Origin of the sequence: Pseudomonas sp. PDM02, assembly GCF_014852285.1 — a bacterium.
GTDB classification, from domain to species: domain Bacteria; phylum Pseudomonadota; class Gammaproteobacteria; order Pseudomonadales; family Pseudomonadaceae; genus Aquipseudomonas; species Aquipseudomonas migulae.
This window is the reverse complement of sequence record NZ_JACVBL010000006.1, coordinates 300,295-323,148: the sequence shown is the minus strand read 5'-3', so window position 1 is coordinate 323,148 and position 22,854 is coordinate 300,295. Positions and strand designations below refer to the sequence as shown.

Below are 22,854 nucleotides of genomic sequence, written 5' to 3'. Positions count from 1 at the left end.
GTTTACTCCTCTGCCCCGGCAGCTGAATGCGAACTCATGTCCATCCCTTCCATGGCGGCCACTTCGTGCTCTTTCTTCTCGTGGTGCATCGGCTTGCCTGGTTTCATGCCTTCGTACTTGTCGACGATGATCTGGAACAGGTTCGGCGTGACCGAGGAGTAGAGCTCGACTGGGTTGTTCTGGCTTGGCTTGGAAAGGGCTTCGTATTCAGCTTTTTCAAGCTGTTTAGGTGCCTTTTTGACTTCGCTGACCCAGGCGTCGAAATCTTCCTGGGAAGTGGCGATAGCTTTGAACTTCATGCCGGTGAAACCCGCGCCGCTGTAGTTGGCGGAGATACCGTCCATTTCAGCGTTCTGGTTGGCGATCAGGTGCAGTTTGGTCTGCATGCCGGCCATCGCGTAGATCTGGCCGCCCAGCGCCGGGATGAAGAACGAGTTCATCACGGAGTCCGAAGTCACCTTGAAGTTGATCGGCGTGTGCGCCGGGAACACGATCTTGTTGACGGTGGCGATGCCTTGCTCCGGATAGATGAACATCCACTTCCAGTCCAGCGCGACCACTTCAATGGTGATTGGCTTGACGTCGGAGACCAGCGGCTTGTAAGGGTCCAGTGCGTGGGTCGACTTGTAAGTGACATAACCCAGGGCAATGATGATCAGCACTGGAACAGCCCACACCGCGATTTCGATCTTGGTGGAGTGCGACCACTTCGGCGTGTACACGGCGTCGGTGTTGGACGCGCGGTATTTCCAGGCGAACAGGAAGGTCATGACGATGACCGGAACCACGACCAACAGCATCAGCAGCGTTGCGGTGATGATCAGGTTTCGCTCGTCCAGGCCAACCTGGCCCTTGGGATCGAGCAAGGTCATGTTGCAGCCTGACAGCAACAACGTGCCGATCAGCGGCAATAAGCCTAGTAGTCTGGGGTACCTGTTTTTACTCATCTCACGACCTCTAAAGCAGCTTGCGCAATGCAGTTGGGTTTTGATCGCCAACACTTCACCCTGCCAAGGGTTGGCATTTTCTTGGATTGAATAAGGGCCGCCCGTCGCGCGTCAGACGCTGCTCGACAATTCCTGGGCAAGCGGTGAGTTCTTATTCGAATTCGTGGTCAAAGGCCTTGTTACAGACCAATTCCATTTGGTGCGGATAGTTGGAAGGCACCGACACCAGAGGAGTCGCATGAAGCCATCCGGCCCCTCGACGTCCTATTGCTGCTCAAGCACCTGAAGCAGGGTGAGCAGTGCCGGGAATTCAGTGCGGGCGATTGTAGATATGTAACGATTCATAAACCATGTCTCATCCCGAAATAATTTTTATCCATTCCAGCAACAATCATTAACGGTTTTCGCAAAAGTGCGGCATCTTATCGAAATTCATTCTCAACAAAAACACCAAAATAAGTAGGGCTACCACGCGCAGTTCAGACAGTATCGAAAGCTCTGCCTCTGCCCTCTACCCTGCCTTAGCCCCCATGTGACAAGGGCTCTGGCAATTTGCCAAGGCCTGTTAAAACTGCCTGTTCCAGGTTGAGAGCGCTAAAGCCTGCTGCGAAATCAGAAGGCCATTTTCATTGCGTCTACGCATACCAATCCGACACGCTGAAACGCCTTGCGACACTCGCGCTGTGACAACATGTCGCACATGCGCCGCACCCGTTCTTGTCGCGCATCAAGGTCTTTTTACCCGCACCCTGAATGGCAAAACGCCCCGGCTCTCTCAACGAGGGCCGGGGCGTTTTCATGTGTTACGCAGCGATACCGCGAATGACCTCAGCGCAGTGCCTTGCGGTTGCGCGAAGTGAGCAATGGCACCAGCACCACCACCAGGACAAAGGCGATCAACGCCCACTGTGCCAGCGACAGACCGAGGATCGGCGGGTACGGCGTGGAGCAGAAACCGTCGACCTGGAACCCCAGCGGGAAGATCTTCGCCAGCGGCAGACCATCGACTATCGGTTGCAACACATCGATGCCGCAGCTGACCGCCGGATAGAACTGGGTATAGACGTGATGCCCGGCGACGCCGACGCCTGCCAGGGCGCAGATCACCACCAGGGTTTCAAACACCGTGATGCTGCGGCGGGTGCGCATTGCCGCGCCGATGAACGCGAAGATCGCGATCAGCAACAAGGCATAACGTTGCAGGATGCACAGCGGGCACGGCGCCTCGCCCAACACGATCTGCATGTACAGCGCGCCGCCGATCAGCGCCAGACAGATGATGCCCAGCAACACCAGGTAGCGCCGCTCACGGCCCAACCGCATCGTTTCCTCGCTCATTGCGTTTCCCTTCTAGATATCGATTGACCGGAAGTCTACACGCTGGCCCGGACCTTGGAGAGCCCGGGGCGTGTGGAATAGATGTCGGGGAATAAACGACAGGGCGGTTAAGAAGGGATTAAAAATCCAGCACTTTCTTGAATTTGATTAAGCCAAAAGCTTCGCGAGCAAGCCCGCTCCCACAGGGGATTTTTGCAGTACACAACATTTGTGTTCGCGCAGATCTACTGTGGGAGCGGGCTTGCTCGCGAAAGCGTTCGATCAGTCGCCGTAGATATCAGACTTGAAGTACTTCTCGGAAATCTTCTGGTACTCGCCGCTGGCGCGAATACCGTCGATGGCCGTGTTCAGTTGGCTGACCAACTCGGCGTTGCCCTTGCGCACGGCAATCCCGGCGCCCTCGCCCACGTATTTCGGATCCTTGAGCTCTGGCCCGACGAAGGCGTAACCCTTGCCGCGCGGCATCGACAGGAAGTCATTCAGCGGGATGGTGTCGGCGAAAATGGCGTCGAGGCGACCGGCCGCCAGGTCCATGTAGATCTCTTCGTTGTTGCCGTAACGCTTGACAGTGATGCCCTTGGGTTCAAACACCTCGGTGGCATAACGGTCCGTGGTGGTCGCACGTTGCACGCCGACGGTCTTGCCTTTGAGGCTGGCGTACTGATCATCCACCACCGCGCCTTCCTTCATTACCAGGCGCGATGAGGTGAAGTAGTACTTGTGGGTGAAGTCCACCGACTTCTTGCGGTCTTCGTTGATGGTCATGGACGACAGCGCCATGTCGATTTTCTTCACTTTCAGGGAAGGAATCAGACCGTCGAACTCACCTTCGACCCAGACGCACTTGACCTGCATCTGCGCGCAGAGGGCATTGCCGATGTCGTAGTCGAAACCGACGATTTCACCTTTGTCGGTTTTCGACGCGAACGGTGGGTAAGCCGCCTCGATGCCGATGCGCAGGGTTTTCTCGGCGGCAAACAGAGTGCTGCACGCCAACAGGCTCAGGGCCAGACCGGTGATGAGGGGGAATTTCTTCATGTTCGTTCTCTCGCGGGTTGTTGTTGGTTTGGCAAGACAGAAGAAAGAGCAGAAACAGGGGCACGCCTTTTTTGTACTTATAATTCCATACTGGACTTTTATGTATGAACCGTCAATTGGGGGCAACGCGGATGTGCCGGCCGGTGGTCGGGCGGTGAGTCAGGAAGGTATTGGGTGATGCAGATGGCCTCTTCGCGGGCAAGCCTCGCTCCTACAGGGTTTTGTGTCGTTCACATAATATGCGTATGACACAAATCCCTGTAGGAGCGAGGCTTGCCCGCGAAGGCGTACTCAAAGGCGCCGCAGGACTTACTGCTTCCAGCGATCCGCCGCCGCATGATCACTGTCACGCCCTTCCACCCAACGCGCGCCTTCACGGGTGTTCTCTTTTTTCCAGAACGGTGCGCGGGTTTTCAGGTAGTCCATGACAAAGGCGCAGGCATCGAACGCGGCCTGGCGGTGGGCGCTGGCGGCGCCGACGAAGACGATCGGCTCACCCGGTTCCAGGGCGCCGATGCGGTGCAGCACTTCCAGCTTGAGCAACGGCCAGCGTTGTTCGGCCTCGATGGCAATCTTGCCGAGGGCCTTTTCGGTCATGCCCGGATAGTGCTCCAGGAACATCCCGGCCACGTCGAGCCCGTCATTGAAGTCGCGCACGTAACCGACAAAACTCACCACCGCACCGACGCCGACATTGGCGGCGTGCATGGCGTTGACTTCCGCACCCGGATCGAACGCCGTGGACTGCACGCGAATCGCCATGGTTCAGCCCCCGGTCACGGTCGGAAAGAACGCCACTTCATCGCCATCACTTACCGGCTCGTCGAGTTGGCAGAGGTCTTCGTTGCGGGCGCACATCAGGTTCTGCTCGCTCAACACATCGGCGCCGTCACGCTTGGCCAGCAGTGCGCGAACGTCATCGACGGTAGCGAAATCACCTTCAACTTTCACTGAGTCGACGCCCAGTGCTTCTCTATAACGAGCGAAAAACTTCACGGTGAGGTTCATGACTGATCCGCCTGGTAATGACCGCTCTTGCCCCCGAGTTTCTCCAGCAACCGCACGCTCTCGATGGTCATGCCACGATCCACGGCCTTGCACATGTCATAAATCGTCAGCGCCGCGACACTGGCTGCGGTCAGCGCTTCCATTTCGACACCGGTCTGCCCGGACAACTTGCAGCTCGCGACGATGCGCACGGTGTCGTCGCCTTCGGCACTCAGTTCGACCTTGACGCCGGTGAGCAGCAACGGATGGCACAGAGGAATCAGATCGCTGGTTTTCTTCGCCGCCTGAATGCCGGCGATGCGCGCTACAGCGAAGACATCACCCTTGGGGTGACCGCCGCTGACGATCATTTGCAGGGTTTCGGGCAGCATGCGCACCCGCGCTTGAGCGGTGGCTTCACGGAACGTTACGTCTTTTTCAGTGACGTCGACCATGTTGGCGCGACCTTGGGAATCGAGATGAGTCAGCACAGGGTTACTCCTGATCAAGAGCCCCGATTGTAAACCCGTGGGTCAATCTTCCGCACGTTTGATTATTGGATCATTCACAACCCTGTAGGAGCCGGCTTGCTGGCGATGGCAGCCTTAAGATCAACGCAAGGCTCAAGGCCCTATCGCCAGCAAGCCGGCTCCTACAGGGTTTTATGTCGGGCACAAAAAACCGGGCGGCTTTTGGGCCGCCCGGTTTTTTGGTGAGGGTTACAGATGCGATTCGGCGTATTCGGCCAGAATCGAGCGAGGCACCCCTTGCAGGGTGATGTGCACGCCGTTGGGGAAATCCTTGAAACGTTCAGTCAGGTAGGTCAGCCCGGAGCTGGTCGCGGACAGGTAAGGAGTGTCGATCTGCGCCAGGTTACCCAGGCACACCACTTTGGAACCGGCGCCGGCACGGGTGATGATGGTTTTCATCTGGTGCGGCGTGAGGTTCTGGCATTCGTCGATCAAAATCAGGCTCTGCTGGAAGCTGCGACCCCGGATGTAGTTGAGGGATTTGAACTGCAACGGCACTTTGCTGAGGATGTAATCGACGCTGCCATGGGTGTTTTCGTCATCCATGTGCAAGGCTTCGAGGTTGTCGGTGATGGCACCCAGCCACGGCTCCATTTTTTCCGCTTCGGTGCCGGGCAGGAAACCGATCTCCTGGTCCAGGCCCTGAACGCTGCGCGTCGCGATGATCCGGCGATAGCGCTTGCTGACCATGGTCTGCTCGATTGCCGCCGCCAGTGCCAGGATGGTTTTGCCGGAACCGGCCGCACCCGACAGGTTGACCAGGTGAATGTCCGGATCGAGCAAGGCGTACAGCGCCAGGCTCTGATAGATGTCACGCGGTTTCAGGCCCCAGGCTTCCTGGTGCAACAGGGGTTCCTGATGCAGGTCGAGAATCAGCAGCTTGTCTTCGTCGATCTCCTTGATCCAGCCGACAAAGCCCTGCTCGTCGATGATGAACTCGTTGATGTGAACGGCCGGCAGGTTGTCGGTCAGCTTCACCTGGTGCCAGGTGCGGCCGTGGTCCTGACGGGTTTCGACATTACTCACGCGATCCCAGAAGGAGCCGTCCATGTTGTGATAACCGTTGGGCAACAGCGAAACGTCGTCAACCAGTTGGTCAGTGCTGTAGTCCTCGGCCGCGATCCCGCAGGCACGGGCCTTGAGGCGCATGTTGATGTCTTTGGTGACCAACACCACGGGCAGCTTTGGCGCGCGCGCGTGCAGGTCGATCAACTGGTTGATGATGATGTTGTCGTTCAGGTGCTCGGGAAGAATGATGTTCGGTTCGGCACGTTTGCTCATCAGAATTGACAGCAAACCCTTGGGCCCACTTTTGCCACGCTGGATCGGCACCCCCAGCTCAACGTCTTCAGGGCTGGCTTCGCCCAGGGTCTTGTCGATCAGGCGAATCGCCTGACGGCATTCCGCAGCCACGCTGTGATGCCCGCTCTTGAGCTTGTCCAGCTCCTCAAGCACGGTCATCGGAATCGCGACGTGGTGTTCTTCGAAGTTCAGCAGGGCGTTTGGATCGTGAATCAATACGTTGGTATCGAGTACATAAAGGATTGGCTGGTTGGAGGAAGAACTACGTCCGTGATCATCCATACTCGGTCACCTTTGTGGGAGCCATTCGACGCAATACCTTGGCGGTGCTGCGCCTCGAAGTGACTACCGAATTCACCTGCGGGGACTCAAGTGAACTGCATCCATAGCTGGGTCTTGGGAGACGCCACCTGTGTTGCAGGTTTCGGCGGTCTGTCTTCGTAATACTCCAAAACATGTGACAGAAAAAAGCACTTTGACGCTTTTTTGAAGTTTATTTTTCAGAGTGACGAATAGCCCTTGGCCTGCAGGCAATGTGCCGTTAAAGTCGGAAGTCCGCCTGCACTGAATTCCCCTCCAAAATCGCCTTTCCCCCAATGTTTATGGGCTTTCCCGCTTTCAGCGAAACGCATCCTGACAATCTTCCCAACCGATCCCGCTGAGCGCCGTTTGCGTCACAAGCCAGGGCATCGCCGTCTTCACACCATCTTGTTTAATGTTGAAATTGATCACCCCATGCCGCCACAACAGCATCAGGGTCAGCACGCGCTGCGCGCTCTGACTGGCCTTGAGTTTGCCGGCGCCGTCCTGGGCATCGATGTCCCACAGCGCCACTTGCAGGCCCTGGGATCTGAAGAAGCCTTGCGCGTCTGAACGGCGCTGACCATCGGGCGGACGAAACAGCGGCACGTAGTTCTCCGGCAATTTGCTTTTGACCAGTTCGGCGCTGCGCCGCACCGAGTCCTGCCAGTCCTGCCAATGGCTGTGGGAGCGAAACTCCCAGCCTTGCACGCCGATGCACTGCGCCGAGTAAGTGGCCTGCAGGTTGGCGACGGAACGATCGCTCAGACGCGCCTGAATGTCCTTGCCAAGGACGAAAAACGTGCCCGTCATGTTGGCCTTGCGCAGGTACTCGGTGACCCACGCCGTGTTGTCCGGCGCGGCATTGGCGGCGCTGTCGAAGGTCAACAGGAACAGCCGGTCATGCATCTGCTCGCCGTTGCGCTCGTAGTCGCCAAAACGATCGATTTCGCTGCTGGTTTGCGGAAACAGCGCAGCCTTGCGCAATTGCTCGTCGAGGTACTGCGCATGGAACAGTCGGCTGGGCTCGGACCACTTGATGTAGTAGCTGTCGGCGCTGACCTGAAACTTGGCGGCTTGTTGGCGCAAGGTGGCCATGTCCTCCACCAGATAACACCAGGAAGCGTCCTGATCGCAGCTCTGTTGAGCGAAGTTGTAGTTGGTCAGCAGTCGTTGCCACATGCGCTGGCGCAGATGGTTGACCGAATCCGGATTGATCGTGCGCAGGCCCAGGCGCTGGGCCAGGCTTGCGTCATCCAGCGACTCGCTGGCCAGCAGCACGCGCGCGAACATCAGTATCTCTGCCCGCGAGGCGACATCGAACAGCGTCGGGCTGCTGAGCTGTTCAGGCCAGGTGCTGCGATCGAGCGTCGCCACATCGCCCGGCGCCGCCAGGGCACCGAAACTCAACAGCCACGCCGAAAAAAGAAAAACGATACGCAATGGGATGTCTCCAGAACAAAACCCGCGCGGCACTATAGCTGATCCCGCCCTGGCCACGTTCCCCTGTAGGAGCGAGGCTTGCCCGCGAAGGCGGTGTGTCAGTTGGCATCATCGGTAACTGATACACCGCTTTCGCGGGCAAGCCTCGCTCCTACAGGAGATCGTGGCCGTCGATCACCTATGGACTTGATAGCTGGAGTCAACACGGACAACCCCCTAGAATCGCCCCACGATTAAAGGAGACGACTTCATGCTGATGGTGATTTCCCCCGCCAAGACCCTCGATTACGAAACACCGCCGGCCACCCAGCGCTTTACCCAGCCGCAATACCTCGACCATTCCCAGGAGCTGATCCTGCAATTGCGCGACCTGGCGCCGGCGCAGATCAGCGAGCTGATGCATGTCTCCGACAAGATCGGCGGGCTCAACGCCGCGCGTTTCGGCAGCTGGACGCCGGCGTTCACGCCTGAAAACGCCAAACAGGCCCTGCTGGCGTTCAAGGGTGACGTTTATACCGGTCTCAACGCGCAAACCTTCAGCGAAGCCGATTTCGATTACGCCCAGCAGCATCTGCGCATGCTGTCCGGCCTGTATGGCCTGTTGCGTCCACTGGACCTGATGCAGCCGTACCGTCTGGAAATGGGCACCAAATTGCCCAACGCCCGTGGCAAGGACCTGTATGCCTTCTGGGGCACGCGCATCAGCGAATGGTTGAACGAAGCCCTGGCCGATCAGGGCGATGATGTGCTGCTGAACCTGGCGTCCAACGAGTATTTCTCGGCGGTCAAACGCAGCGCCCTGAATGCCCGCATCATCAATACCGAGTTCAAGGACCTGAAAAACGGTCAGTACAAGATCATCAGCTTCTACGCGAAAAAGGCCCGGGGCATGATGAGCCGCTTCGTCATCGAAGAACGCATCAACGACCCCGCCGCACTCAAGCAGTTTGACGTTCAGGGCTATCGGTACAGTGCCGAGCAGTCTAAACCGGACAACCTGGTGTTCCTGCGCGATCACGCCCCCGAGTAAATGCACCCGGTCGGTGCACGACCGCAAAAGCGTCGTGCACCGCCTTCAAATCTCCAAACAATCCCCCGCCTTTTACGCCAGTTATTTGGCGCCATTTTTCAAGCAATCAAAATCCTAACTTTAGTTTCACTCGACTTTCGTGATTTTTTTCAGTAGTGGCACTAAAAAAAATTATCCGTAGTGGCATAAAACTATCTAATCCAACGACGACCCTATGTATCAAGGGTGAAACAGCCGTTGCTATCAATATGAAAGCAGTGCCATCTTTTTCAATATTTCAAGAAATTTCAGAATTCGCGATGGGTGGACTGGAACTATGTCCAAATGCGTAGCTCATACCACCGGTAACCATTATCTCTGAACATGTACGAGATAACTTACGCAGAGAAGAGATTCACGTAGCGAAGTTGTCACAATAACTTCGGCTACATAATCCCTGATTTGGGCAACATCTGAAGGAAAGGAGATAACGCATCACTACTATCCCCTACACGGCCAAGGCAGCGCCCCTATAAACGTGCTCACCTGAGCACCAAACCGCTTGATTTACGGGCTTTCGGCCTGGCATTGAGCGCGCAAGACCTTTGCACGAAGGACCTCGACCAGAGGACTCGGCTGCATAACAGGGCAAGTCATAATAATAAGGCCTGGTTACGCACACCTTGAGTGCACTTATTTAGACACTCGGAACTTAGTATGCCTGTACACGGCATTGTGGCGCCTGACTGCCGCACTTCCGAGCGCACTACAACTGCTGAACACACTTAATTCCGGCCATGTAATGGCTTGTTGAACACAGTCTTGTTAACGAGAGGTAAATGCGATGCGCATCAGCATATTTGGTTTGGGTTACGTCGGTGCAGTATGTGCCGGTTGCCTGTCTGCACGGGGCCATGACGTCGTTGGCGTCGATGTCGCCAAAGACAAGATCGATATGATCAACGCCGGTAAATCACCGATTGTTGAACCGGGCTTGGGCGAACTGCTGGCCAAGGGTATCGAGACCGGTCGACTGCGCGGTACGACCAACTTCGCGGAAGCGATTCGCGACACCGACCTGTCGATGATCTGCGTCGGCACGCCGAGCAAGAAGAACGGCGACCTGGAACTGAACTACATCGAAGCCGTGTGCCGCGAGATCGGTTTTGTCCTGCGTGACAAGACCACCCGCCACACCATCGTGGTTCGCAGCACCGTTTTGCCGGGCACTGTCGCAAACGTTGTCATCCCGATTCTCGAAGACTGCTCCGGCAAGAAAGCCGGTGTTGATTTCGGTGTGGCGGTGAACCCTGAGTTCCTGCGCGAAAGCACCGCGATCGCCGACTACGACCTGCCACCGATGACCGTCATCGGCGAATTCGACAAGGCGTCCGGCGACGTTCTGCAATCGCTGTACGAAGAACTCGACGCGCCGATCATCCGCAAGGACATCGCCGTTGCCGAGATGATCAAGTACACCTGCAACGTGTGGCACGCCACCAAGGTGACCTTCGCCAACGAGATCGGCAACATCGCCAAGGCGTGCGGCGTCGATGGTCGTGAAGTGATGGAAGTGGTCTGCCAGGACAAGACACTGAACCTGTCCCAGTACTACATGCGCCCTGGTTTCGCCTTCGGCGGTTCGTGCCTGCCCAAAGACGTGCGCGCCCTGACCTACCGCGCCGGCGCCCTGGACGTGGAATCGCCGCTGCTGAACTCGCTGATGCGCAGCAACGAATCCCAGGTGCAGAACGCCTTCGACATCGTTTCCAGCCACGACAAACGCAAAGTCGCCCTGCTGGGCCTGAGCTTCAAGGCCGGCACCGACGACCTGCGCGAAAGCCCGCTGGTTGATCTGGCAGAAATGCTGATCGGCAAAGGCTACGACCTGAGCATCTACGACGCCAACGTCGAATACGCCCGCGTTCACGGTGCGAACAAGGACTACATCGAGTCGAAGATTCCTCACGTCTCGTCCTTGCTCAACTCCGACTTCGACGAAGTGATCAACAACTCCGACGTGATCATCCTCGGCAACCGTGACGAGAAATTCCGCGCCCTGGCGCAGAACGCTCCGCACGGCAAGCAAGTGATCGACCTGGTCGGCTTCATGTCGAAAGCCACCAGCGTGAGTGGCCGCACCGAAGGCATCTGCTGGTAACACGCCGCGCTCTGTAGGAGCCAGGCTTGCCGGCGAACCAGGCGCCCCGGTGTGTCAGGCAGGCAGCCTTCGCGGGCAAGCCTCGCTCCTACAGTTTTTACGCCTGCCTTAACCCATTCGGGCCTCGCCCGAGATCGAGACGGATGCAGATTATGCACAGGCTAAAGCACGGCCTACTTCAGGCCGCCGGTTGGCTGTTTTACTTAAGTATTTTGATGGGCATCGCCATGGCGTTGCCTGTGTCCACGTTCGACTCCGAGTCGAAGGACTTCATTTTCCTGATCGGTATCGTCGGTATCTGGCGCTACTCGATGGGTGCCACGCACTTTCTGCGCGGCATGCTGTTTCTGTACGTGGTCTACCCGCACCTGCGGCGCAAAGTGCGCAAGCTGGGTAAAGCGGCAGACCCGTCCCATGTGTTTTTGATGGTCACCAGTTTCCGTATCGACGCGCTGACCACCGCCCAGGTCTACGCCTCGGTGATCCGCGAAGCGATCGACTGCGGCCTGCCGACCACCATGGTCTGCTCCATCGTGGAAATGTCCGATGAGAAGCTGGTGAAAAGCCTGTGGACCAAGATGAATCCACCGGAGCGCGTCAAGCTCGACTTCGTGCGCATTCCCGGCACCGGCAAGCGTGATGGCCTGGCCTACGGTTTCCGCGCCATCTCCCGTCACCTGCCGGACGACCGCGCCGTGGTGGCCGTGATCGATGGCGACACCGTGCTCGCCGAAGGCGTCGTGCTCAAGACCGTGCCGTGGTTCCAGCTGTTCGGCAATGTCGGCGGCCTGACCACCAACGAATTCTGCGAAGTGCGCGGCGGCTACATCATGAGCGAGTGGCACAAGCTGCGTTTCGCCCAACGCCACATCAACATGTGCTCGATGGCCTTGTCCAAGCGCGTGCTGACCATGACCGGCCGCATGTCGGTGTTCCGCGCCACCGTGGTCACCAACCCGGACTTCATCGCCGATGTGGAAAGCGACTCGCTGCAACACTGGCGCCTGGGCCGCTTCAAGTTCCTCACCGGTGACGACAAGTCGAGCTGGTTCAGCCTGATGCGCCTGGGCTACGACACGTTCTACGTGCCCGACGCGGCGATCCACACCGTGGAACACCCGCCGGAAAAAAGCTTCATCAAGGCCAGCCGCAAACTGATGTTCCGCTGGTACGGCAACAACCTGCGCCAGAACGCCCGCGCCCTGGGCCTGGGGGTTAAACGCCTCGGCCTGTTCACCTCGGTGGTGCTGTTCGATCAGCGCGTGTCGATGTGGACCTCGCTGCTGGGCTTGACGGTCGCGCTGATCGCCAGCTTCAAGTACGGCACCGCGTTCATCCTCGTGTACCTGCTGTGGATCGGCATTACCCGCCTGATCCTGACCGTGCTGCTGTCGTTGTCCGGTCACCGGATCGGCCCGGCTTACCCGGCGATTCTCTATTACAACCAGATCGTCGGTGCGCTGGTGAAGATCTACGTGTTCTTCCGCCTCGACCAACAGTCCTGGACTCGCCAGCCCACTTCCCTGACCCGTGATCTCGCCAGCTTTCAACGTTGGTTCAACACCTGGTCGTCTCGGACCATGACCTTCTCCGCCGGCAGCATTTTTGTCGCCGTGCTGCTGATGATGGTCTGACCGCCCCCTTATTGAATTAACCAGGAAATCGCCCCTATGAATACCGCCGTCAACGCCAATGTAGTGCATGAATCCGAAGCCCAGCGCCAACACGCCCGAGTGAAAATTCCGGCCAAGCTGCGTTTCTTCGGTCCGGACCGCACGCCGGTTGAAGCCCGGGTCCTCGACCTCTCCGCCGGCGGCCTGGCGTTCAACGCCGGTCAGCTGCCGCTGAAGGTCGGCGATGTGCACAAGGCTCGCCTGCAATTCGTCATCGATAACCTCGGCCTGGCCATGGACGTAGAGATGCAAGTGCGCTCCTTCGACCGCCAGACCGGCCGTGCCGGTTGCCAGTTCCAGAACCTGGAACCCCAAGACATCTCGACCCTGCGCCACCTGATCACCTCGCACCTGGCCGGCGACATCGTCAGCATGGGTGAAGTGCTGGCCACCCTGCAGCGAGACAACTTCACCAAGGCGCGCAAGATGAAGGACGGCGGCCACGGCATGACCGCGTTCGGTCGCCTGCGCGCCGTGACCTTCAGCCTGGGGATTTTCCTCGTCGGCCTGACGGCGTTCGGTTTCATTTTCAAATCGGTGTACGGCATGTATTTCGTCAGCCACGCGCAGGCCGGTCTGGTCAGTGTGCCGGGCATGAGCATCACCATGCCGCGTGACGGCACCGTGCAAAGCCTGATCAAGGCCGACGGCGTTGCCGCCAAAGGCGCTCCGCTGGCAACGTTCAGCACCAGCATGCTCGACGTGCTCAAGGGCCATCTTGACGACAATCAACTGCAACCGGCCAAGGTTGAAGAACTGTTCGGCAAGCAAATGACCGGCACCCTGACCTCACCATGCGATTGCACTGTGGCCCAGCAACTGGTCGCCGACGGTCAGTACGCCAGCAAGGGCGACGTGATCTTCCAACTGGTGCCGCGTAACAGCGAAGCCAACGTTGAAGCGCGCTTCTCCTATCGCCAGTTCAGCGACGTGCGCCCAGGCACCAACGTCAACTTCCAGATCGCCGGCGAAGACAAGACCCGCACCGGCAAGATCGTCAGCAGCACCAGCCTGAAAAGCGCCGACCTGTCGTCCGACATCCGCGTGCTGATCCAGCCGGACGAGCCGCTGGACAGCAAGTTCGCCGGTCGCCCGGTTGAAGTGAACAGCGACCGTGGCCCGAACCTGAACTGGCTGATCGATAAAGCCATGGCTTCCGGTCTTTAAGTCGAGGACATGCCTGTGACGACTCCTACCTTGAACACACCGCAGACCCTGTGGGAGCGAGCCTGCTCGCGATGGGATCAACGCGGTTCAACTGATGCACCGCGCTGCCTGAATCGCCAGCAGGCTGGCTCCCACATTGGAACAGTGTGTGCCTTGGCATTGGCAGTCAGCCTCGCCGGTTGCGCCGGTCTGCCCGATCAGCGTCTGGCCAATGAAGCGCTCAAGCGCGGCGACACCGCGCTGGCTCAGCAGAACTACAAGCAACTGGCCGACCTGGGTTACAGCGAGGCTCAAGTAGGCCTCGCCGATATCCAGGTCGACAGCCGCGACCCCGCGCAGCTCAAGCAGGCCGAGGCGACTTACCGCGCGGCGGCCGACGTTTCGCCGCGAGCGCAGGCTCGCCTGGGTCGCTTGCTGGTGGCCAAACCCGGCTCCACCGAAGCCGAACAGCACGAAGCTGAAACCCTGCTGAAAAAGGCTTCGGCCAATGGCGAAGGCAATACGCTGATTCCGCTGGCGATGCTGTACCTGCAATACCCGCACAGTTTCCCCAACGTCAACGCGCAGCAGCAGATCAGCCAATGGCGCGCCGAAGGCAAACCGGAAGCCGGCCTGGCCCAGGTGCTGCTCTATCGCACCCAAGGCACTTACGACCAGCACCTGGACGAAGTCGCAACGATCTGCAAAGCCGCGTTGAACACCACCGACATCTGCTACGTCGAGCTGGCCACGGTTTACCAGAAACAAGGCAAACCGGAACAGCAAGCCGAGCTGATCAAGCAGATGCAAGCGGCGCATACCCGTGGCACCGTTTCCGCTCAGCGCGTGGACAGCGTCGCTCGTGTGCTCGGTGATGCAAGCCTGGGCAAGACCGACGAAAAAACCGCTCAGGCGCTGCTCGAAGACATCGCCCCCGCCTACCCCGCTTCGTGGGTCAGCCTGGCGCAATTGCTCTACGACTTCCCGGAACTCGGCGACGTCGACACGATGATGAAGTACCTGGACAACGGCCGCGCCGCTGACCAGCCGCGCGCCGAACTGTTGCTCGGCAAGCTCTACTACGAAGGCAAATGGGTGCCGGCGGACGCGAAAGTCGCCGAAGCACATTTCCAGAAAGCCGTCGGCAAGGAAGTCGCCGCCGATTACTACCTCGGCCAGATCTACCGTCGTGGTTACCTGGGCAAGGTCTATTCGCAGAAGGCACTGGACCACTTGCTGACCGCTGCGCGCAACGGCCAGAACAGCGCCGACTTCGCCATCGCCCAACTGTTTTCCCAAGGCAAGGGCACCAAGCCCGACCCGCTTAACGCTTATGTCTTCAGCCAATTGGCCAAGGCCCAGAACACCCCGCAGGCCACCGAGCTTGCGCAAACTCTCGAAGCCCAACTGCCGCCTGCCCAGCTGGCCGAGGCCCAACGCCTGTTGAAACAAGAACAGGCCGTTCGTGGCGCCTTGAGCCAGAACACGCTGGAACTGCATGCCCTGCAAGAAGAAGACGGCGAGGAATCCCTATGAAGTTGAATCCATTCATGAAGGCCGGCATCGGCCTGACGTTTGCGCTGATCTGGTCTTGCCCGACCCTGGCGGCAATCACCGAAACCAAGAATTTCGGTCTGGACGTAAAAATCACCGGCCAGTCCGAAGACGACCGTGACCTCGGCACTGCCAGCGGCGGCGACGTCAATGGCGTCGGTCTCGACCTGCGTCCCTGGGTCTACGGCGAAAGCGGCGCGTGGAGCGCCTACGCCATGGGTCAGGCCGTGACGTCCACCGACATCATCGAAACCGACACCTTGCAGCAGTCCGACAGCGACGGCACCCAGACCACCGACAACGGTGATCGCAAGACCAAGAAAAACTACCTGGCGATGCGCGAATTCTGGGTCGGCTACAGCGGCCTGACACCGTATCCGGGCGAGCAGTTGAAGCTCGGTCGTCAACGCCTGCGCAACGACGACGGCCAATGGCGCGACACCAACATCGAAGCCCTGAACTGGACCTTCGACACCACACTGTTGCGCGCCAACGTCGGCGTCGCCGAACGCTTCAGCGAATACCGCACCGACCTCAAAGAGTTGGCGCCGAAAGACAAGGACCGCCTGCACGTTTACGCCGACACGGCGTATCAATGGACACCGGGCAACTGGGTCGGCATTCGCGGTCATCACACCCACGACGACGGCAAACTCGACTACCCGGAACCGGGCGTGCCCGGCGACTCGCTGGACAAGAAACAGAACGGCGACATCAGCTGGCTCGGCCTCACCGCTGACAGCGACGCCTACAACTACCGCAACACCAACACCGTCAATTACTGGGGCAGCATCACCGGCATGAGCGGCGACACCGACACGGTGAATCAGCTCAACGCCGACGGCACTCGCCCGACGGAAGCCAAGCGCGGTGAAGACCTCAACGGCTGGGCCACCGATATCGGCGTGCGCCTGCGCCTCGATCCGCAATGGCAAGTGGGTGCAGCCTATGCCCGCGCCAGTGCCGATTACGAACAGAACGGCCTGGAAAGCAACCGCTCGAACTACACCGGTACTCGCTCGCGGGTTCACCGTTTCGGCGAAGCGTTCCGTGGCGAAATGAACAACATGCAAACCGCTACGTTGTTCGGTTCGTGGATGCTCAACGACGAATACGACGCCAGCGTGATCTACCACAAGTTCTGGCGCGTTGACGGCAACAAGCCGGTCGGCAGCAACGGAATCAACGCCGTCGAGAACGACACCGACCCAACCGGCGCGATTCTCTCCAGCACGTCCCTGCCGCTGGAAGATGGCAACAAAGACCTCGGCCAGGAAATGGACCTTGTGGTCACCAAGTACTTCAAGCAAGGCCTGTTGCCTGCTGCGCTGAGCCAGTCGATCGACGAACCGTCGGCCCTGGTGCGCTTGCGTGGCGGCGTGTTCAAGCCGGGCGATGCCTATGGCAAAGAAGTCGACTCGTACATGCACCGTGCGTTTATCGACGTGATCTGGCGCTTCTGATGCGAACCGCTAAGGGAGTTCCTGACATGAACAGTCCGAAGAGAGGCTCGTTGACTTTGCTGGCCGGCGCGATGCTGCTGGCAAGCTCGGCCGCCTTCGCCAATGTGGAGCCAGCCAAGCCGGTGACCATGGCCAAGGAACTGCAACAGGCCAAGACCTACACCGTCAGCAGCGCCCCGACCGCGCCGCTGGAACTGGAAAAGCCGACACTGCCAGATACCGCCGGCTACACCGCCGACGCCATCGCCGCGAAAATCGTGCGCACCAAGGCCGGCAAAATCAGTGTGCGCCGGATGATGCAAGAGAACGCGCTGAAGGACTTCATCGGCGGCGACAACAAGATGGCCGAATGGGTGGTGCGTCAGCACGGTATCCCGCAGGCGATCTTCATCGACGACGGCTACATGAACCTCAAGGACCTGGCGAAGAAGCTGCCCAAGCAGTACTTCAGCGAAACCTCGCCGGGCGTGTTCCTGGCGAAATTGCCGATTGTGGTCGGTGAGAAAGGCATCCTCGAAATCGACAAGCAGACCCAGGAATTGCGCCTGTCCCAAGAGGCCGGTTCATTCCTGGTCAACGACGGCCAGCTGTTTGTGCGCGACACCAAAATCACTGGCTGGCGCGAGAAGGACAACGGCCCGGCGACGTTCAAGTCGCCGAATGAATTCCGTCCGTTCCTGCTGGCCTGGGGCGGCACCCAGACCTACATCGCCAACAGCAAGATGGCCAGTTTCGGCTACGCCAACAGTAAGTCGTATGGCGTGAGTATTTCCCAGTACACGCCGAACATGGCCAAGGTGCTCAAGCGTCCTGAACCGACCGGCTGGATCATCGGTTCCGAGTTCTCGGACATGTGGTACGGCTTCTACTGCTACGAAACCCGCGACTTCGTGGTCAAGGGCAACACCTACAAAGACAACATCGTCTACGGCATCGACCCGCATGACCGCTCGCACGGCCTGATCATCGCCGACAACACCGTTTACGGGACCAAGAAGAAGCACGGGATCATTATTTCCCGTGAGGTCAACGACAGCTTCATCTTCAACAACCGCAGCTACGACAACAAGTTGTCGGGCCTGGTGATCGACCGGAACAGCGTCAACAACATCATCGCCTACAACGAGATCTACAAGAACCACACCGACGGCATCACCCTCTACGAGAGTGCCGACAACCTGCTGTGGGCGAACAAGGTGATCAGCAACCGTCGCCACGGCATCCGCATTCGTAACAGCGTGAACATTCGCCTGTACGAAAACCTGTCCATGGCCAACGGCCTGACCGGCGTCTACGGCCACATCAAGGACCTGAGCGACACCGACCGGGACATCAAGCTCGACCCGTTCGACGCCCAGGTGTCGCTGATCGTTGTCGGCGGCGAACTGGCCGGCAACGGCAGTGGCCCGCTGTCCATCGACTCGCCGCTGAGCGTCGAGCTGTATCGCGTGTCCATGCTTGCCCCGACCAAATCCAGCGGCATCAGCTTCAGCGGGATTCTCGGCGAGCGTCAGGATGAAATTCTCGACCTGCTGGTACGCCAGCAGAAAGCCGTGCTGATCGACCCTGTCGAACGCCAGACCGAAATGCGGGACTGAGGATAATTTTATGCACCCACACTTGATCAAATTACTCAGCCTGTCGGCCCTGACCGCCGGCATTCTCGCGGCCAGCGGCGGCGTTCGTGCAGATGAAGCCAAAGCGCCGACATTCAGCGCCGAACCGTGCTGCAACCTGTGCCCCGAAGCCCACGACGCGAAGAACTACACCACGCGTTATCAGCAGAACTTCACCACGCTGGTGCAGGCTCAGGGTGACTGGTTGTTCCGTACGCAAGAAGACTTGCGCACCGAATTCGACACCACCCCCGCCGGCTACAAACGCATGAAAGAACTGCACGATGCGTTCAAGAGCAAAGGCGTGGAGCTGGTGATTGTTTACCAACCCACTCGTGGCCTGGTGAACCGCAACAAGCTCAATCCGGAAGACAAGGCCAGGTTCGATTTCGACAAGGCGCTGAGGAACTACAAGACCATGCTCGGCCGCTTTGCCGCCATGGGTTACGTGGTGCCGGACCTGTCGCCACTGACCAACGAGTCGCTGCCCGACACCCTGCCCGCCCACGACTTCTACTTCCGTGGCGACCAGCACTGGACGCCGTATGGCGCCCAGCGCACGGCAAAAATCGTCGGCGAGAAAATCAAGCAACTGCCTGAGTTTGCCGGCATTCCCAAGCGTGAATTCGAGAGCCACAAGTCGGGTCGCATGGGCAAGACCGGAACGTTACACAACATGGCCGGTCAACTCTGTGGCACCAGCTACGCGATCCAGTACATGGATCAATTCACCACCGAGCCAAAAGGCGAAGCAGCGGATGGCGATCTGTTCAGTGATTCCGGCAACCCGGAGATCACCCTGGTCGGCACCAGCCACAGTGGCAAGAACTACAACTTCGCCGGTTTCCTCGAAGAGGCCATCGGCGCCGACATCCTCAACGTGGCGTTCCCCGGCGGTGGCCTGGAAGGTTCGATGCTGCAGTACCTGGGCAGCGAAGAGTTCCAGACCAAGCCGCCGAAGATTCTGATCTGGGAATTCTCGCCGCTCTACCGCCTCGACCAGGAAACCATCTACCGCCAGATGATGGCGCTGCTGGACAACGGTTGCGAAGGCAAGGATGCACAGATGTCCGGCAGCACCACGTTGAAACCGGGCAAGAACGAATTGATGGTCAACAGCAAGAACCTGAACCTGCAAAACAGCAGTCACCAGGTCGACATCCGTTTCGCCGATCCGTCGGTGAAAACCCTGCAAGCCACCCTCTGGTACATGAACGGTCGCCACGAGGACATCAAGATCGAAAAACCGGAAACCTCCGACACCGACGGGCGTTTCGCCTTTGAGTTGCGCACGGACGAAGACTGGGCCTCGCAGAATCTGCTGGCCGTCGAAATCCAGGGTCCTGAAGCAGGTGCCGCGCAGCAGAAAGTCGAAGCGAAAATCTGCAAACGCAACGTGTTCCCGAGTGCCGAGCAGCGTACTGCTTCGGTCGGGCAATGAGGCAATCATGCAAACCCGAACTTTGAAAAAGCTACTCGCGCCCTCCCTGCTGACGCTGGCCATGTTCACCGGCGCCACCCAGGCCGCCGCGCCGCTGCGTCCGCCACAGGGTTACTTCGCGCCGATTGAAAAAGTCAAAACCGGCGACAGCAAAGAAGGCTGTGACGCGATGCCGACGCCGTACACCGGCGCGCTGCAATTTCGCAGCAAATACGAAGGTTCCGACAAGGCCCGTTCGACCCTGAACGAGGTCTCGGAAAAAGCCTTCCGCGACACCACGGCCGACATCACCAAGATCGAGCGCAGCACCAGCAAGCGCGTGATGCAGTTCATGCGTGACGGTCGTCCGGAACAGCTCGAATGCACGCTGAACTGGTTGACCGCCTGGGCCAAGGCCGATGCGTTGATGTCCAAAGACTTCAACCACACCGGCAAATCGATGCGCAAATGGGCGTTGGGCAGCATGGCGTCTTCGTACATCCGCCTGAAATTCTCCGACTCGCACCCGTTGGCGAACCATCAGCAAGAGTCGCAGTTGATTGAAGCCTGGTTCAGCAAAATGGCCGATCAGGTGGTCAGCGATTGGGACAACCTGCCGCTGGAACAAACCAACAACCACTCGTACTGGGCCGCCTGGTCGGTGATGGCAACATCCGTCGCCACCAACCGCCGCGACCTGTTCGACTGGGCCGTGAAGGAATACAAGGTCGGCGCCAATCAGGTCGACGCCCAAGGCTTCTTGCCCAACGAACTCAAGCGCCAGCAACGCGCCCTCGCCTATCACAACTACGCCCTGCCACCGCTGGCGATGATCGCCAGTTTCGCTCAGGTCAACGGTGTGGATCTGCGTCAGGAAAACAACGGCGCGTTGAAACGTTTGGGTGATCGAGTTCTCGCCGGGGTTAAAGACCCGGACGAATTCGAGAACAAGAACGGCAAGGAACAGGACATGACCGACCTCAAGGTCGACTCGAAATTCGCCTGGCTCGAACCGTTCTGCACGCTCTACACCTGCTCGCCGGATGTGCTTGAGAAAAAGCACGAGATGCAGCCGTTCAAGACCTTCCGCCTCGGGGGTGACCTGACCAAGGTCTACGACCCGGCGAAAGAAAAAGGCAAAGGTTCTTAACGCATAACCCCTGTAGGAGCGAGGCTTGCCCGCGAAGAACGATGACACGGTTCATCAGTTCCACCGCGTAACGGCCTTCGCGGGCAAGCCTCGCTCCTACAAGGATCGCGGTGGTTTGAATGCAATACATCTCCCCAGGTTTTTGGTGGGGGGGTTTGGGGGGGCTGCGGCCCTTGACTGTTGGTTAAACATGGAGAGACCGGGATGGTATTTTCATCCAACGTGTTCCTGTTTTTGTTCCTGCCGATCTTTCTCGGCATGTACTACTTGAGCGGAATACGCTATCGCAACCTGCTGCTGCTGATCGCCAGCTATGTGTTCTATGCCTGGTGGCGCGTGGACTTCCTGGCGTTGTTCGCCGCTGTCACGCTGTGGAACTACTGGATCGGCCTCAAAGTCGGCGCCGCAGGCGTTCGGACCAAACCGGCCCAGCGCTGGCTGCTGCTCGGCGTGGCCGTCGACCTGTGCATTCTCGGCTACTTCAAGTACGCCAACTTCGGTGTCGACAGCATCAACGCGATGATGACGTCGGTCGGTCTGTCGCCGTTCATCCTGACCCACGTGCTGTTGCCGATCGGGATCTCGTTCTACATCTTCGAGTCCATCAGCTACATCATCGACGTCTACCGTGGTGACACCCCGGCAACACGCAACCTGATCGACTTTGCGGCGTTCGTGGCGATCTTCCCGCACCTGATTGCCGGCCCGGTATTGCGTTTCCGCGACCTCGCCGACCAGTTCAACAACCGCACCCACACCCTCGACAAGTTCTCCGAGGGCTGCACGCGGTTCATGCAGGGTTTCATCAAGAAGGTCTTCATCGCCGACACCCTCGCGGTGGTGGCCGACCATTGCTTCGCCTTGCAAAACCCGACCACGGGCGATGCCTGGCTCGGCGCGCTGGCGTACACCGCGCAGTTGTATTTCGACTTCTCCGGTTACAGCGACATGGCCATCGGCCTGGGCTTGATGATGGGTTTCCGCTTCATGGAAAACTTCAAGCAGCCGTACATCAGCCAGTCGATCACCGAGTTCTGGCGTCGCTGGCACATCAGCCTGTCCACCTGGCTGCGTGACTACCTGTACATCACGCTGGGCGGTAACCGCAAAGGCACGCTGATGACCTATCGCAACCTGTTCCTGACCATGCTGCTCGGTGGTCTGTGGCACGGCGCGAACATCACCTACATCGTGTGGGGTGCGTGGCACGGCATGTGGCTGGCGATCGAAAAGGCTCTGGGCCTGAACACTTCGCCACGCAGCATCAACCCGATCCGCTGGGCGCTGACCTTCCTGCTGGTGGTGATGGGCTGGGTGATCTTCCGCGCCGAAAACCTGCACGTCGCCGGCCGCATGTACGGCGCGATGTTCAGCTTCGGCGAGTGGTCGCTGTCGGAACTCAACGAGGCCAACCTCACCGGTCTGCAAGTAGCGACTCTGGTGGTGGCGTACGCAACCCTGGCGTTCTTCGGCATTCGTGATTTCTACAGCAACCAGCCACCGGTCAAGACCAAACCTGCGGTCAACGTCGAGGCCGATGGCCCTGCCGGTGCGACACCAGGAATGATCAAAGCCGTACCGGGCGACAACCCGGCCAGCATCCACCAACCGGGCTACACCGTTGGCGTTGAAGCCACCGTGCAGCCGGCTTACTGGACGGCAGACTGGTCGCGTTACGTGATGCGCACGCTGGTACTGCTGCTGTTCATTGCCTCGATTTTCAAACTCTCGGCGCAAAGCTTCTCGCCGTTCCTTTACTTCCAGTTCTGAGGGATCT

19 protein-coding genes are annotated in these 22,854 nt (G+C 58.9%); 11 read left to right on the top strand and 8 right to left on the bottom strand.

Translation table 11 applies throughout. The features are described 5' to 3' along the window. Positions 1 to 2: 2 nt before the first annotated feature. The 3 genes from cyoA to IB245_RS13210 all read right to left on the bottom strand — a co-directional run bounded on the left by cyoA (position 3) and on the right by IB245_RS13210 (position 3,323). The gene (gene cyoA, locus IB245_RS13220; RefSeq protein ID WP_008025394.1) at positions 3 to 947 is read right to left on the bottom strand and encodes a ubiquinol oxidase subunit II; all 945 of its coding nucleotides are present in this window, start codon (positions 945 to 947) and stop codon (positions 3 to 5) included. 828 nt (positions 948 to 1,775) lie between these two features. Further along, the gene (locus IB245_RS13215; RefSeq protein WP_032828589.1) at positions 1,776 to 2,285 is read right to left on the bottom strand and encodes a disulfide bond formation protein B; all 510 of its coding nucleotides are present in this window, start codon (positions 2,283 to 2,285) and stop codon (positions 1,776 to 1,778) included. Positions 2,286 to 2,546: 261 nt separating this feature from the next. After that, entirely contained in the window at positions 2,547 to 3,323 is a 777-nt protein-coding gene (locus IB245_RS13210; protein ID WP_008025389.1) for an ABC transporter substrate-binding protein, read from the bottom strand. On the opposite strand from IB245_RS13210, the gene IB245_RS13205 reads away from it, so the two are divergent. Then, entirely contained in the window at positions 3,322 to 3,501 is a 180-nt protein-coding gene (locus tag IB245_RS13205; RefSeq protein WP_192227789.1) for a hypothetical protein, read from the top strand. The genes IB245_RS13210 and IB245_RS13205 overlap by 2 nt on opposite strands. A gap of 131 nt (positions 3,502 to 3,632) precedes the next feature. On the opposite strand, the gene moaE is transcribed toward IB245_RS13205, so the two are convergent. The 5 genes from moaE to IB245_RS13180 all read right to left on the bottom strand — a co-directional run bounded on the left by moaE (position 3,633) and on the right by IB245_RS13180 (position 7,885). Then, on the bottom strand, positions 3,633 to 4,085 hold the full coding sequence (gene moaE / locus IB245_RS13200) for a molybdopterin synthase catalytic subunit MoaE (protein ID WP_008044526.1): 453 nt from the start codon (positions 4,083 to 4,085) through the stop codon (positions 3,633 to 3,635). Positions 4,086 to 4,088: 3 nt separating this feature from the next. Continuing rightward, positions 4,089 to 4,331 (bottom strand): molybdopterin converting factor subunit 1, encoded by a 243-nt coding sequence (moaD, locus tag IB245_RS13195; RefSeq protein WP_008025385.1) that lies wholly within the window; start codon positions 4,329 to 4,331, stop codon positions 4,089 to 4,091. Beyond that, entirely contained in the window at positions 4,328 to 4,801 is a 474-nt protein-coding gene (gene moaC / locus IB245_RS13190; RefSeq protein ID WP_008044525.1) for a cyclic pyranopterin monophosphate synthase MoaC, read from the bottom strand. The genes moaD and moaC overlap by 4 nt, the downstream gene beginning before the upstream one ends. A 228-nt stretch (positions 4,802 to 5,029) precedes the next feature. After that, complete coding sequence (locus IB245_RS13185) at positions 5,030 to 6,424, bottom strand: PhoH family protein (RefSeq protein WP_008025381.1); 1,395 nt, start codon at positions 6,422 to 6,424, stop codon at positions 5,030 to 5,032. Positions 6,425 to 6,760: 336 nt separating this feature from the next. Next, positions 6,761 to 7,885, bottom strand: a complete 1,125-nt coding sequence (locus tag IB245_RS13180; protein ID WP_192227788.1) for a polysaccharide deacetylase family protein — start codon at positions 7,883 to 7,885, stop codon at positions 6,761 to 6,763. A 250-nt stretch (positions 7,886 to 8,135) separates the two neighbouring features. On the opposite strand from IB245_RS13180, the gene yaaA reads away from it, so the two are divergent. The 10 genes from yaaA (at position 8,136) to IB245_RS13130 (ending at position 22,847) form a co-directional block, all read left to right on the top strand. Then, entirely contained in the window at positions 8,136 to 8,915 is a 780-nt protein-coding gene (yaaA, locus tag IB245_RS13175; protein ID WP_192227787.1) for a peroxide stress protein YaaA, read from the top strand. Between the two features lie 823 nt (positions 8,916 to 9,738). Further along, on the top strand, positions 9,739 to 11,055 hold the full coding sequence (locus IB245_RS13170) for a nucleotide sugar dehydrogenase (RefSeq protein WP_008044520.1): 1,317 nt from the start codon (positions 9,739 to 9,741) through the stop codon (positions 11,053 to 11,055). A 152-nt stretch (positions 11,056 to 11,207) separates the two neighbouring features. Continuing rightward, a complete protein-coding gene (gene alg8 / locus IB245_RS13165; protein WP_412548042.1) occupies positions 11,208 to 12,689 on the top strand; it encodes a mannuronan synthase in 1,482 nt (493 codons plus the stop codon). A 36-nt stretch (positions 12,690 to 12,725) separates the two neighbouring features. Further along, complete coding sequence (locus IB245_RS13160) at positions 12,726 to 13,895, top strand: alginate biosynthesis protein Alg44 (protein WP_192227786.1); 1,170 nt, start codon at positions 12,726 to 12,728, stop codon at positions 13,893 to 13,895. A 9-nt stretch (positions 13,896 to 13,904) separates the two neighbouring features. After that, on the top strand, positions 13,905 to 15,410 hold the full coding sequence (gene algK, locus IB245_RS13155) for an alginate biosynthesis TPR repeat lipoprotein AlgK (RefSeq protein ID WP_192227785.1): 1,506 nt from the start codon (positions 13,905 to 13,907) through the stop codon (positions 15,408 to 15,410). Further along, entirely contained in the window at positions 15,407 to 16,891 is a 1,485-nt protein-coding gene (locus IB245_RS13150; protein WP_192227784.1) for an alginate export family protein, read from the top strand. Before algK ends, IB245_RS13150 begins: the two co-directional genes overlap by 4 nt. Positions 16,892 to 16,917: 26 nt before the next feature. Beyond that, on the top strand, positions 16,918 to 18,489 hold the full coding sequence (gene algG, locus IB245_RS13145) for a mannuronan 5-epimerase AlgG (protein ID WP_192227783.1): 1,572 nt from the start codon (positions 16,918 to 16,920) through the stop codon (positions 18,487 to 18,489). A gap of 10 nt (positions 18,490 to 18,499) precedes the next feature. Then, on the top strand, positions 18,500 to 19,948 hold the full coding sequence (locus IB245_RS13140; RefSeq protein ID WP_192227782.1) for an alginate O-acetyltransferase: 1,449 nt from the start codon (positions 18,500 to 18,502) through the stop codon (positions 19,946 to 19,948). A 7-nt stretch (positions 19,949 to 19,955) separates the two neighbouring features. After that, complete coding sequence (locus IB245_RS13135; RefSeq protein WP_192227781.1) at positions 19,956 to 21,077, top strand: mannuronate-specific alginate lyase; 1,122 nt, start codon at positions 19,956 to 19,958, stop codon at positions 21,075 to 21,077. Between the two features lie 204 nt (positions 21,078 to 21,281). Beyond that, entirely contained in the window at positions 21,282 to 22,847 is a 1,566-nt protein-coding gene (locus IB245_RS13130) for an MBOAT family O-acyltransferase (protein WP_192227780.1), read from the top strand. The last annotated feature ends 7 nt before the right edge of the window (positions 22,848 to 22,854 follow it).